This window comes from Streptomyces zinciresistens K42, from assembly GCF_000225525.1.
Classification (GTDB): Bacteria; Actinomycetota; Actinomycetes; order Streptomycetales; family Streptomycetaceae; genus Streptomyces; species Streptomyces zinciresistens.
The window spans coordinates 1-12123 of record NZ_AGBF01000200.1 but is presented as its reverse complement, the minus strand read 5'-3'; the positions used below and the strand labels follow the sequence as shown (position 1 = coordinate 12123).

Below are 12123 nucleotides of genomic sequence, written 5' to 3'. Positions count from 1 at the left end.
GCTGCCGCCCCGTCCGCGGCCGGACCCGCCCCGCTCGCCGTTGCCCGTACGCCTGTCGCCCCGCTCCACCCTGTCCCCGTCCGCTCGCCGTCCGCCCGAGCCCCGCACCCGCCCGCCCCCGCTCCGCCCCGCACCACTCCCACGCCGCGCGGGCGGCGGTGGCGAGCCGCCACGTCGCGATGTGTGTCCGGAAGGTCGCGCGCTGTGCTGCTCCACCGGACCAACCTAGGTCCGCCTCCGTGGCGAACCGGGGCTCGGACACGCCCGGGGACCGGACCTTGGCCACGTGTTCGAGGGAACGCGGGGACCCCTTCCGGCACGCCGTAGACTGGTGGACCGGCCCGTGCGTCCGCGTCGAAGATCGAGGAAGGACCGGGCCCCCGCCCAGCCCCAGAAGTCCTCTCACGTACGGGAAGTCGCAACGTGTCGCTCACGATCGGAATCGTCGGCCTGCCGAATGTCGGCAAGTCGACCCTGTTCAACGCCCTGACCAAGAACGACGTGCTGGCGGCCAACTACCCGTTCGCCACGATCGAGCCCAACGTCGGCGTGGTCGGGGTGCCCGATCCGCGGCTGACCGAGTTGGCCGAGATCTTCTCCTCCCAGCGCGTCCTGCCCGCGACCGTCGACTTCGTCGACATCGCCGGCATCGTGCGCGGCGCCTCCGAGGGCGAGGGCCTGGGCAACAAGTTCCTCGCGAACATCCGTGAGTCCGACGCCATCTGCCAGGTCATCCGGGCCTTCAAGGACGAGAACGTCGTCCACGTCGACGGCAAGGTCTCCCCGAAGGACGACATCGAGACCATCAACACCGAGCTGATCCTCGCCGACCTCCAGACGATCGAGAAGGTCCTGCCCCGCCTCCAGAAGGAGTCGCGGATCAAGAAGGACGTCGCCCCGAAGGTCAAGGCCGTCGAGGAGGCCAAGGAGATCCTGGAGAAGGGCGACACCCTGTTCTCGGCGGGCATCGTCCAGGGCTCGGGCAACGAGGAGCTCCTGCACGACCTGCACCTGCTGACCACGAAGCCCTTCCTGTACGTCTTCAACGTCGACGAGGACGAACTCGTCGACGAGGACTTCAAGAACGAGCAGCGCGCCCTGGTGGCCCCCGCCGAGGCGATCTTCCTCAACGCCAAGCTGGAGGCGGACCTCGCCGAGCTCGACGAGGACGAGGCGCTCGAACTCCTCCAGTCCGTCGGCCAGGACGAGCCCGGCCTCGCCACCCTCGCCCACGTCGGCTTCACCACCCTGGGCCTCCAGACCTACCTGACGGCCGGCCCCAAGGAATCCCGCGCCTGGACCATCAAGAAGGGCGCCACCGCCCCCGAGGCCGCCGGAGTCATCCACACCGACTTCCAGAAGGGCTTCATCAAGGCCGAGGTCATCTCCTTCGCCGACCTGGTGGAAACCGGCTCGGTCGCCGAAGCCCGCGCGAAGGGCAAGGCCCGCATGGAGGGCAAGGAGTACGTGATGCAGGACGGGGACGTGGTGGAGTTCAGGTTCAACGTCTAGCTAGCGGGTGACGTATCAGCACGTCGCTGATCTGGGAAACATGCAGTTCAGAAAGGGTCCGGCTCTTCGGCGTCGGGCCCTTGGTTTTTCCCGTGCTGGGATGGCGATGGGATAGCTGACCCCTCGTCACCTGTCATCACCCCTGGTCATTCCCGCGGTGCTGGGATCGTGCTGGGATGAGATGGGGTGCCCGTGCTGGGATTCGGACGTTGCGCCGCCTGGTGCTGAGGATGGGCGGGAGCCACCCACACGCCTTCTTCGCGACTCTGGGGCCCGCGAGATCCATGCCGTGGCGCTTTTCCTACTCGTTTGACACAATCGGGGGCATGGCTGAGGCGACGTACAGCATCGGGGAAGGGCCAGCGACGCGGGTGAGCTTGTCGCTGCCGGAGGGGACCGCGGAGGCGATCCGGGCTCGGGTGGGCAAGCGGGAGTTCTCCGCGTTCATCGCGGAGGCGGTCGAGCGTGAGCTGCGCGGGCAGGTCCTGGACGAGTACCTGGCGGACTACGAGAGCCGCAAGGGGCCGGTCTCCGAGCCGGCTCGTCAGCGGGCGCGGCAGGTCTTCGACGAGGTGTTCGCCGAGGAGGCCGAGTGGCCCGCCGCAGGCTGAGTCACGAGGGGACGCTCGTCCTCGACAGCGAGGGACTCTCGAAGCTGCTCGCTGACGAAGAACAGGTGGTGGCTCTGATCGCTGAGGCGCGCTCGCGTGGCATGGAGGTCGTGATCAGTGCGCTCACCATCATCGAGGCCGTCCACGCCCGTACGAACAAGTCACGCCTGAACTGGGTGCTTTCCGGGCTGCGGGTCATCCCGGTCGGTGACGAGGAGGCGAGGGCTGCCTCGAAGTTGCTGATGAATGCCGGGTTGCACGGACACAAGTACGCGATCGATGCGGCCGTCGCCGAGGCCGCGCTGCGACAGCACCGCCCCGTGGTCATGCTGACTTCCGATATTGACGACATGGCCAAGCTGTGCGGCGAGCGGGTCCGGCTCGTGGCGGTGTGATTTCTATTGGTTCGCTTTCTGCCTTTCGGTGGATCGCCGGTTTCGGCAACCGACGATCCACCGCTGGGGCGCCAGTGCACGGTTTCGAGCACGGGCCAGGGACGGATCGGGGCTTGGGCGGCGAGCGTTCTTCAGAGGTGCAAGAGGAACGTCCGGGACCGGAACTTCCCCTGGGACCGTCCGCGCTGTCGGCACGGGTGGACGGTGCGGTACCGGGAGCCGGGCGGTAGGCGAGGGCGGCAGCGGGAGAGGTCGTTTGCCCGGCGGGTGGGCGCGGATGGTGCGGACGCTGTCGCCGACGAGGTCGAGAACGACAAGAAGGCCGACGTTCGCTTCGATCCTGCGCCTGCACCCCCGGGCCCGCTCGGTCGACGCCGACGCCGACGCCGACGCCGTGCCCGAGGGCTCCGTGGGCATTGTCGCCCGTGCTCCCGCACCAGTACGCGGACGGCAACTCTCGGGTATCACTTGACGGGTGGAACCGGTTCGCCCGTCAGGCGCGGGCGAATCCTCAATCGACCGACGACAGCAGTGGAGACCCGGGTGCAGGGGCAGTCCGTATCACGACGTGCGATCAAGAACTGCGAGGAAGCGTGGCTCCGGGGAGCCGCGCAGCTGAGGATGGGTCATCGGGACGCCGCGGCCGTGTCCTTTCACGCGGCCGTCACGCACAACCCCCTGGCCGCCGACGCCTGGCTGGGACTGCATGCCGCGGGGCAGTTCCAGGGCCGGGCGGTCGAGGCCATGCACGGTCAGGTCCAGTCCTTCGGTGCCCTGCGCACGAAGCTTCAGACCCCCCTGTCCTCCCGGTTCCAGATCGGGAGCTACGTGACCTTCCGCCTGGAGACGCCCCGCGACCTGTGGCTCGCCAGGGCGGCGCAGATCCTGGACGACGGCATGCTCGATCAGGCGTGGAGCATGCTCTCCCATGCCCTGCTCGACTGCGACGAGACCCGCTTCGTCTGCGCCCGCTATGCCTTCCTGAGGCGGGACTGGCCACTGCTTCAGAACTTCGCCGAGGGCATCCGGGGCTCCTTCCTGCGGGACGAGTCGCAGTTGTGGGTGGCGGCCGGTCTCCTCGCCCAAGGCGTCTCGCACGAGGCGCTCAACGTGTTGAACCCGCTGCCGCAAGCGCTGACCGACGAAGCCGGCTATCTGGGGGAGGCGGCCTATCTGCGCGGCCTCGCGTATGAGCAGCTCGACCGGGCCGAGGAGGCCCTGAAGCAGTTCCAGACGGCGTTCCGGTACAGCCCGAACCTGGACGGTGTGGCCCAGCGGGCGAAGGCCGCGGCCCCGCCCGCGGCACGCGTGCCCGCCCAGGCGGCCCGGGGTGCTCAGGAACAGCCGGAGCACTCCTCCGGTTCCGCTCTGGGCGAGGAGGAACGTTCGGCGTTGCTGGACGAGGCGATGGCCGAACTGGACGGGATGGTCGGACTGACCCCGGTGAAGCGCCAGGTGCGGAGCCTGTCGGCACAGCTGAGGATGGCGGCGGTGCGCAGAGGCCAGGGTCCGGCCGCGGCGCCGGCTCCGCAGCATTTGGTGTTCACCGGGCCGCCCGGCACGGGCAAGACCACGGTGGCCCGCGTCGTGGGCAAGGTCTTCGCGGGACTCGGCCTGCTGGACCGGGGCCACGTCGTCGAGGCCCAGCGTGTCGACCTCGTGGGACAGCACCTCGGGGAGACGGCGGTCAAGACATCCGCGATCATCGACGAGGCGTTGGACGGCGTTCTCTTCATCGACGAGGCGTACGCGCTGTCCAACACCGGGTACTCGGGCGGTGACGCCTACGGCAAGGAAGCACTTCAGGTGCTTCTCAAGCGTGCCGAGGACGACAGGCACCGCCTGGTCGTGGTGCTCGCCGGATACCCGGACGAGATCGCCGGGCTCCTGTCCACCAACCCGGGCCTCGCCTCCCGCTTCCACACCCGGGTGGACTTCCCCGGCTACTCGGCCGACGAACTGGTGCTGATCGCGGAGTCGTTCCTGGGTGCCCAGGGCGACACCCTCACCGACGAGGCGGCGGTCGCACTGCGCACCTCGTGCGACCTCGCCGTCACCGACGGCCTGATCGACCGGCTCGGCAACGGCCGCTTCGCGCGCGAACTCGCCCGGAAGGCCGCAGCGGTGCGGGACCTGCGGGTGTTCGACCTGCATGGCAGCTCCGGGGTCCCGTCTCAGGACGAGGTCACCACGCTGTACGTGGGCGACGTCATGGACGCGTACCAGGAGCTCACTGAAAGCCTTCCGCCGAATCGGTGACGAGGTGACGCCCGCTGTCGCCACGGTCCGCGGGATGCGCGCCGAGCGACCGTGGCAGGCCGATGCGACCGAACGGCGAAGCACCCGGTCGTGCGCTGGGCTCGAACGTCCTCCCGTCCCGAGGCGGAACAGAGGCGGGACGGGAGGTGATCCCCTGCCGCGGTGTGCGGCGTAGGGGAACTTCTGACAGACGACCCTCCATCGGATCAGTTTCCGTCCTCGTCCCGAGTGCGGGGGGCGGCGGGCCGGCGCGGCCGGTGCGAAGGGTCCCACAGGTGGGGAGACGTCAGCTCGTCCTCGTCCGTCGCCCACTGGTCCCTGCTTCCGTTGTTCGTGCTGCTCTCGGCCGTCCAGGGCGTGAACGTGTGCGTGCCCCCGTCAGCATCCGGGTGCGCAGCCGCGTGGGTGAACGGCCGGCCTTCGTGGGTTGAGGAGCGGGGCGGCCGGCGCCCCGTGGTGTCCCCCTCGTCGGAAGGGCTGCCCTCTGGCCCCTCGTGGGGAGCCAGGCCGAAGGCCCGCCTGATCTCGTCGGCGGCCTCGTCCAGCCCCTCCGCCTTCAGGAATCGCGTCACACGGTGTACGAACACCAAGTTCGTCGGCACGGTCGGTCACTGCGTGCATCGCCTGGTCGAGCCAACCCGCGAAGTCGGCGCCGAAGCGGCCGCTGTCGCGAGCCGCCCTTGCCAGTCCCGCGAGCCGCGCCAGTTCCCGCATGGGGGAGCGGTCGCGCAGGCGATGCAGGTCGGTGCTGCCCAGGTCCGCGGGGCGGAAGCGCATCCGGTCCATGCGGAGGTACCGGGTGATGACGGCGATGCCCCTGGGGCGGCCCAGCCTCACCGTGCGCGATTCCAGGTCCGGCGGGTGCACGTGCTTCATGCCCGACGGCAGGACGACGACCAGGTGGGCCCCGCCTCTTGAACCTGTGACCGGCGCACGGCCAGGTGGCGCTGGGCCTTGTCGTACACCCCCTCGTCGGCGATTCCGGAGAGATCGAGGAGGAATCGGTTTCCCGGGCCGGGGACAAGAGGGCTCTCGTCCTTGCCTGTGACGGGAAGCTCCTCGAACCGGACCCCCTCCCCGGCGCCGTCCCGGTCCTTCCCGAACCCGTGCAGCAGCATGATCGCTGCGGCGCGGCGGCCGCTGCCGGGTGGACCGCACTCGGATTTCGCCCATCAAGGCGGGTCAGGTGTGGAGGGAGCGGAGGAACCGCTCGATGAGCCTCTGGCTCTCCTGCTCGGGTTCGCTGGACCAGCGAACGACCCCGTCGTGCGCCTTGAGCAGCAGCATGACGTCGTCGACGTCGACGTCCTGACGGAGGTCGCCCGCGGTCTTCGCCGTCTGGAGCAGTCGGCGCAGTGCTGCTCCGGCCTCCGTGCGGGAGCGGCTGACCGGGCTGTCGTGCGGGAAGTCGTACAGGAATACCGCGGTGAAGGCCCGGTCCTCCAACTGCAGCTCCGCCAGGTGGTTGACGTGGTCGACCAGGCCCTGCCAGGGGTCGGGGTTGGTCAGGGCGGTGAGCACCGACTCCTCGCAGCCGGTGAGCCGGTCCGCGAAGACGTAGGCCAGGAGGTCTTCGCGGGTCGGGAAGCGTCGGTAGAGGGTGGCGGTGCCCACACCGGCGCGTTTCGCGATCTCCTTGATCGGGGCGTCGGCCCCGAGTTCGCGGAAGGCCGCGCGGGCGGCGTCGGCGATGCGGTGCCGATTGCGTTCCGCGTCAGAGCGCAGGGTTTCGCGCGCTTCGTCCCGATCGGTCATTCCGCCGCCTCGAATAAAAGTGGGCACGAGTGCCCACTTAGGTGCTACTGTTCTAAGTGGGCACAGTAACCCACTTCCGCCGCCGGTGCCTGCCCTGGGCACGGAGGCGGACGTTCGTACCGACCAGAGGAAGACCGGCATGCGCGCGTTGACCACGACGAAGGACGGCTCGGTGGAGTTCGCCGAGGTACCGGAGCCCCACCGCACCGCCGGTGAGCTGCTGGTGCAGGTGTCGGCATCGACTGTCAGCCGGGGCGATCTGCATTCCATCCGGTTCTCCCCGCCCGGCAGGGTCGTGGGTCTGGACGTCGTGGGTGTCGTCGCCGAACGGGCTGCCGATGGTTCCGGGCCGATGGCGGGGGCACGGGTGATGGGCTACACCGCCAAGCAGGGGGGAGGCTGGGCCGAGCGCGCCGCGGTCGACAGCTCCCTGGTCGTGCCGATCCCCGACGCGCTTTCCGACGAGATGGCGGCCGCGCTCCCCAACAGCGGGCTCGCCGCGCTCGCGGGCCTGGAGGCCGGAGGTTTCCTGCTCGGATCCAGGGTGTTGGTGACCGGCGCGACGGGCGGTGTCGGCCGGCTCGCGCTGCAACTGGCCCATCTGTCGGGCGCGAACGTGACCGCGTTGCTCAGCTCGCCCGAGCGGCGTGCGCAGTTGCGGTCCTTCGACTGGCTGACCACCACGACCATGGACGAGGCCGAGGGGCCGTTCGACCTGATCGTGGACCTGGTGGGCGGTGAGGTGCTCAGCCGGGCCCTGTCGCTGGTGGCCGAGAACGGGGTGGTGGCGTCGCTGGCACAGACGGTCCCCGAAACCGCGAGCGTGCCCTTCTTCTGGTTCGCGACGCACCCCGGGGCGAGACTCGTGAGCGTCAACAACACCGACGGACAGCGCGAGGCCGGCCGCGGCGTGCGGCGACTGGAACTGCTGGCACACCTCGCCGAGTCGGGACGCATCGATCCTCAGGTCACGGGTGCGGCTCCGTGGGAGGAGGCAGCAGACCTGCTGGCAGCCCTCAGCCGTCGCGAGCTGGACGGCCGGACTGTTCTGCGCGTCTCGTAGCCGAGCAGAGCCTCTCCGGCGCCGCTTCCCGGCTCCACGGGGCCCGATCCCACGAACGCAGCCGCATATCGCGTCGTGCGCGTACCGGACCCGTCAGCGGCCACCGGTGTCCTCATCGACCCCCGGGCCGGTCCCGGCTGCCGGTGGGGACCGACACACGGCGCATGTCCTACGAGTGACGGCTGCGGAAGCCGATGAGCCGATGCTCGCTCCCGCGGCCTACGACTGCCCTGACCGTGTCCGCGCCGGCACACCGGGCGGCGCCCCGACCCCACCGGGCCCGGCCCGAACTCGGACGAACGGCACCCCGGTACAGCGGACCCCACGAGCCCGGAGTGGCCCGGCTCAGCAGACATCCACGACACAAGGAGCACCTTCATGCCCACCGACACCGGTCGCCCCATGTACGCCGTCCGCCAGATCGACTACGGCGGGCCCGAAGTCCTGCGGATCGCCGAGGTCGAGCGACCCGAACCCGGTCCCGGTGAAGTACTGGTCCGTGTCCGCGCCGCCGGCGTCAACCCCGCCGACTGGAAGATCCGCGCAGGGCTCGCCGACCACCGGTTCCTGCAACCCCCGTTCACACCCGGCCTGGACATGGCCGGCGAGGTGGAAGCGATCGGCAGTGAGGTGGCAGGCTTCGGCCCCGGTGACAGGGTGTACGGCATGGTCTACCCGCCACGCGGTGCGCAGGCGCAGTACACCCTGGCGAAGGCCGACATGCTGGCCTCCGTTCCGCCCGGGGTGGATCTGGTCCAGGCGGGAGGTTTGGCCACGGCGGGTTTGACCGCCTGGCAGGCCCTGGCACGCGCCTCGGTGAACTCCGGGCAGCGGGTGCTCGTCCACGCCGCGGCCGGTGGAGTGGGGCACCTGGCGGTGCAGATCGCCAAGGCCCACGGGGCGTACGTCATCGGCACCGCCCGCTCCGAGAAGCACGCCTTCCTGCGCCGACTGGGCGCGGATGAAGTCATCGACTACACGTCGGTGGACTTCGCCGAGGTCGTCGGGAGCGCAGTCGACGTGGTCCTCGACCCGCTGGGCGACGACTACGGCCCTCGCTCGCTGGCGGTGCTTTCCCCCGGCGGCGCCTACATCGACCTGCGCCAGCCCAACCCGGGCCGACCGGAGATACGAGCCAGAGCGCAGGAACTGGGCATCGGCTTCGCCGACATCACCGTCGCTCCCCGTGCCGAGGACCTGGCCGACCTGGTCGCACTGGCCGCTGACGGACTGGTGCGGGTAGAGGTGGAGCGGACTCTTCCGCTGTCGCAGGTCGCCGAGGCGCACGCGCTCAGTGAGGCGGGCCGGGTGAAGGGGAAGATCGTGCTGATCCCGTGACGGCGGTGAGGCCGACCCGTTCGGCTGGTCCGCGCGGAGTGGCCGCCGGGCCACGGGGCTCCGGGACTTCCTCGGCGAGGCGCTGAGCGACCCGATCTCGGCCCTGCTGGTGTCGGCCGCGTGTTCGCCGACTGCCGCGTTTCCCCCCTTCCCCCACGGGCTCAGGCACGTACGGTGCCGAGGCGGTGCTGACGGCCATGGGCAGAGTGGAGAGGGGACCTTCACCGGCATCACTCGTGCGGCCGGTGGAATCGGGGCGGCGCCGCTGCCGCGAGCGCTGGAGTCGCTCACGGACAAGCGGATCGTCGCTGCCGGGCTGCCCGTGCCGCTGAGGCTGCCGTCGAAGGATCGCCCCACCGGCTGGCAGACCCCTGCCGGCTGGCGGACCCCTGCCGGCGGGTCTGGCCGCACCTGCGCGGCCCTTCCCTGGACGGGGGACGTGGTAGTCCGGGGCCGGGTCGCTCGGGAGGCGGGTCCTCCTTCGCGGGGCCGCCGGTGCGTCAGGGGGCCGTGTCCGGCGCCTCGGGTTCGGTCCAGCGGAGGGTCACCGAGAGGTGGGCGCTCGCGTTGGCGCTCGCCAGGACCGCGCCCAGCTTTCCGTCCAGGACGACGCCGAAGGTGACCTCGACCTCGCCGGGGCGTTCGGCCAGGGCGCGGAAGCCGCTGATCACTTCGGAGGCGGCGGCCGTGACCGGGGTGAGCGCGTCGCGCAGGGTGGTCGCCGCGGCCTCCAGACGGGTGCCGAGGCCCACCGCCCCGGTGCCCGCGCGGGCCGGCGGGGCGACGAGGACGACGGTGCCGTCGGAGAGGGGGAACTGGACTGCGTCCGGCATGAGGGCTCCTGTGAGAGGGGCAGACGGGTCAGGTGGGGGTGTGACAGAGCCGCTCGGTCAGGGCCGGGGGCGAGTGCCCCATCCGGGACTGCACCCGGTCGAGCGATCTGAGCAGAGCGGTGGGGTCGCGCTCAGCGCCCCGCGCGTAGTCCAGGACGGCCCGGTAGAAGGCGGCCGAGACATCGGGGTCCATCGCGTCGGCGGCGGTGAAGCAGAGGGTGGCGGCGGAGCGCAGCATCGCCGCCGCGCGCCGCTGGGTGTCGCTGTTGTCGTAGCGGGTCACCTGCTTGTGCGCCGACAGGGCGTAGCTCGTGGGCGCGTCCACCCACGCCTGCTGGCCCCGACGGCTCGCGAGGTAGGCGATGAGCCGGTCGGCCGCCGCACTGTCGGGGTCGCCGTCGGCCGTGAACTTGCCGACGAAGTCGGCGGAGACCTGGAGCACGTCGGGCGTCGGCGTCGTGAAGCGGTACGTGCCGCGCCGTACGGCGTCCTGCCCGAAGTCCGTCGCCGACAGCGCGCCGTGGCTCAGGGAGCAGGCCGGACGCGGCTTCGTCAGCCCGGCGGTCGCGGTGCGGAACGGCCGGGAGGCGGCGCCGTCCAGGCTCGCGCCGACCAGGTCCCGCCAGGACGTCCAGGCCCGGCGCACCGGCTCCGAGTCCCATTTCACGCCGCCCGCCAGCCACTTCTCGTACGCCCCGACGCCGCCGTCCGCCAGCAGCAGGTCGGCGATCCAGTCGGCACCCGGCCAGCCGGAGGTGGGGCCCGACTCCAGCCCCAGGCACCAGCGTTCGGGGCGCTTCGCCAACGCCGACCAGCTGCGCGGGAGTTCACCGTCGACGCGGGGGCCGTACCAGACGAGGGTCTTGACGTCGGCCTTGACGGGGACCGCGTAGACCTTGCCCTTCTCCATGCCCAGCCCGCGGAACGGCTCGACGAACGCCTCCGTGCCGATGTCCAGCGCCTTGAGCCGGCTGCCCGCGTACGCCTGCATGGCGGCGACGCTCGGCAGCACGGCCAGGTCGGGCGGCGCGCCGGCGGCCACCGCCGCGTCGAGTTGCTGGGTCAGATCACGGGTGACCTGGATGTCCACCGTGATGCCGGACTCCTTCTCGAACGCCGCGACGACCGAGTGGAACGCGCGGAACTCGTCGTCCGACCACGGAACCATGATCGTGATGCGGCGCTCGGGCGCACCGCACGCGGCCGCCGCCAGGAGCAGGGCGAGGGCCAGGACCCAGCGCAGCGCGAGCGCCGCCGTCCTCCTCATGGGCGCGGGAACCTGTACTCGGCGAGCCGCGGCCGGTAGGCGAGGTAAGCCAGCGCGCCGGCCGCGGCGAGCAGCGGCAGCACGACGGCCATCGTCTCGTCCGGCGCCGGGGGAGCGGCGCTCGCGGACCGGTCCACCGAGCACAGCACGCCGGTCACGGTGCCGACCGCGGCGGTGGCCAGCCAGGCCAGGGCGAGGGCCGGGCTCGGATACTGCCGGAAGTGCCGGGCGACGATCCGGCCCGACGCCGCGACCAGGACCAGCATCACGGCCGGCGGGCCCACGAGCAGCGGCCAGAACAGGGCCGGGTTGAGCCAGCGGGACGCGCGCTGCCGGTCGACGGCCCGCTCCTGAATGCCCTTCAGATCGTCGAGCGACGCCATCAGCCCTCCGGTGAACGGCACGGCCTCGCGGGCATGACCCGTCTGCCGTCCGCGGGTCAGCTCCTTGCGGGCCAGGTCCATGCCGGAACCGTCGCGCACCGCCGCGTCGGCCCGCTGCTTGCAGGTGGTCAACTGGCCCTGGACGAACTGGATGTGGTTCAGTCCGCGCTGCCCGGCCGCGTTGCCCGCCGTGGCCGAGGTGAGCAGGCTGCTCACCCGGGCGACGGCGTTGGTGAAGCCCGCGCCGGTGCCGATCAGATGCCCGGCGCCGGTCCGCGACACGTCCGCGAGCGCCCGGTCCGCCCGGCCGGCCTCCTCGCGCGCCTCGGCGATGTCCGCGATGGCCGTGTCGGTGCGCTCGGCCGCGGCGACCTGACCGCCGGCCTGCGTCGACACCACCACGTACAGCAGCGCCGTCACCACCACCGCCGCGAGCACACCCGCCCTGAGCCGGCGCAGCACGACGACCGGATGCACGGGCGTACGGGACCGGCGCGGAACGACCTCCGCACGCGCGGGCGTACGGGATCTGCTTGACGCCGCGTCCGGATGCGCGGGTGTGCCGGACCTGCGTAACGCCGCGACCGGAGGCGCGGGCGTACGGGACGGGCGCGGCACCCCGGCCGAGCCCGCGCCCGGCCGGGGCCGGGTCCACCGCCGCCCACCGCTCACCGCGCGTCCACCGGCCCGCGCTCCCCGTCCGGCCC

Annotated in this window: 11 protein-coding genes; 6 read left to right on the top strand and 5 right to left on the bottom strand. The window is 71.4% G+C overall.

Annotation, left to right across the window (positions count from 1 at the left end):
* Positions 1 to 423 precede the first annotated feature (423 nt).
* The 4 genes from ychF (at position 424) to SZN_RS41090 (ending at position 4777) form a co-directional block, all read left to right on the top strand.
* The gene (gene ychF / locus SZN_RS31020; RefSeq protein WP_007502807.1) at positions 424 to 1512 is read left to right on the top strand and encodes a redox-regulated ATPase YchF; all 1089 of its coding nucleotides are present in this window, start codon (positions 424 to 426) and stop codon (positions 1510 to 1512) included.
* A gap of 326 nt (positions 1513 to 1838) precedes the next feature.
* Positions 1839 to 2123 (top strand): hypothetical protein, encoded by a 285-nt coding sequence (locus SZN_RS31015; protein WP_028438980.1) that lies wholly within the window; start codon positions 1839 to 1841, stop codon positions 2121 to 2123.
* Positions 2105 to 2518 carry a hypothetical protein gene (locus SZN_RS31010; RefSeq protein ID WP_007502802.1) on the top strand — a complete coding sequence of 138 codons (414 nt, stop codon included), beginning with the start codon at positions 2105 to 2107 and terminating at the stop codon, positions 2516 to 2518. The genes SZN_RS31015 and SZN_RS31010 overlap by 19 nt, the downstream gene beginning before the upstream one ends.
* 645 nt (positions 2519 to 3163) lie before the next feature.
* Positions 3164 to 4777 (top strand): AAA family ATPase, encoded by a 1614-nt coding sequence (locus tag SZN_RS41090; protein WP_244313446.1) that lies wholly within the window; start codon positions 3164 to 3166, stop codon positions 4775 to 4777.
* A 206-nt stretch (positions 4778 to 4983) separates the two neighbouring features.
* Here the strand turns inward: SZN_RS41090 and SZN_RS31000 are convergent, their stop codons facing one another.
* Both SZN_RS31000 and SZN_RS30990 read right to left on the bottom strand, forming a co-directional pair.
* The gene (locus SZN_RS31000; protein ID WP_007502798.1) at positions 4984 to 5349 is read right to left on the bottom strand and encodes a hypothetical protein; all 366 of its coding nucleotides are present in this window, start codon (positions 5347 to 5349) and stop codon (positions 4984 to 4986) included.
* A 610-nt stretch (positions 5350 to 5959) separates the two neighbouring features.
* Entirely contained in the window at positions 5960 to 6532 is a 573-nt protein-coding gene (locus SZN_RS30990) for a TetR/AcrR family transcriptional regulator (RefSeq protein WP_007502794.1), read from the bottom strand.
* A gap of 139 nt (positions 6533 to 6671) precedes the next feature.
* Here SZN_RS30990 and SZN_RS30985 point away from each other — a divergent pair, with 139 nt between their 5' ends.
* Positions 6672 to 7595 (top strand): zinc-binding dehydrogenase, encoded by a 924-nt coding sequence (locus tag SZN_RS30985; RefSeq protein ID WP_007502792.1) that lies wholly within the window; start codon positions 6672 to 6674, stop codon positions 7593 to 7595.
* A gap of 378 nt (positions 7596 to 7973) precedes the next feature.
* Positions 7974 to 8933 (top strand): NADP-dependent oxidoreductase, encoded by a 960-nt coding sequence (locus SZN_RS30980; RefSeq protein WP_007502791.1) that lies wholly within the window; start codon positions 7974 to 7976, stop codon positions 8931 to 8933.
* Positions 8934 to 9433: 500 nt separating this feature from the next.
* Here the strand turns inward: SZN_RS30980 and SZN_RS30975 are convergent, their stop codons facing one another.
* From SZN_RS30975 to SZN_RS30965, 3 genes are read right to left on the bottom strand one after another with little or no spacing between them, the layout of a single operon-like run.
* A complete protein-coding gene (locus SZN_RS30975; protein WP_007502790.1) occupies positions 9434 to 9766 on the bottom strand; it encodes a CU044_2847 family protein in 333 nt (110 codons plus the stop codon).
* A 28-nt stretch (positions 9767 to 9794) separates the two neighbouring features.
* Entirely contained in the window at positions 9795 to 11033 is a 1239-nt protein-coding gene (locus SZN_RS30970; RefSeq protein WP_007502789.1) for an extracellular solute-binding protein, read from the bottom strand.
* Entirely contained in the window at positions 11030 to 11893 is an 864-nt protein-coding gene (locus tag SZN_RS30965; RefSeq protein WP_007502788.1) for a hypothetical protein, read from the bottom strand. Before SZN_RS30965 ends, SZN_RS30970 begins: the two co-directional genes overlap by 4 nt.
* Between the last annotated feature and the right edge of the window lie 230 nt (positions 11894 to 12123).

What these genes read in the sequence shown, in the direction of transcription:
- SZN_RS31015 (WP_028438980.1), top strand. Translation starts at nt 1,839, where the DNA reads ATGGCTGAGGCGACGTACAGCATCGGGGAAGGGCCAGCGACGCGGGTG.
- SZN_RS30990 (WP_007502794.1), bottom strand. Translation starts at nt 6,532, where the DNA reads ATGACCGATCGGGACGAAGCGCGCGAAACCCTGCGCTCTGACGCGGAA.
- SZN_RS30985 (WP_007502792.1), top strand. Translation starts at nt 6,672, where the DNA reads ATGCGCGCGTTGACCACGACGAAGGACGGCTCGGTGGAGTTCGCCGAG.
- SZN_RS30980 (WP_007502791.1), top strand. Translation starts at nt 7,974, where the DNA reads ATGCCCACCGACACCGGTCGCCCCATGTACGCCGTCCGCCAGATCGAC.
- SZN_RS30975 (WP_007502790.1), bottom strand. Translation starts at nt 9,766, where the DNA reads ATGCCGGACGCAGTCCAGTTCCCCCTCTCCGACGGCACCGTCGTCCTC.
- SZN_RS30970 (WP_007502789.1), bottom strand. Translation starts at nt 11,033, where the DNA reads ATGAGGAGGACGGCGGCGCTCGCGCTGCGCTGGGTCCTGGCCCTCGCC.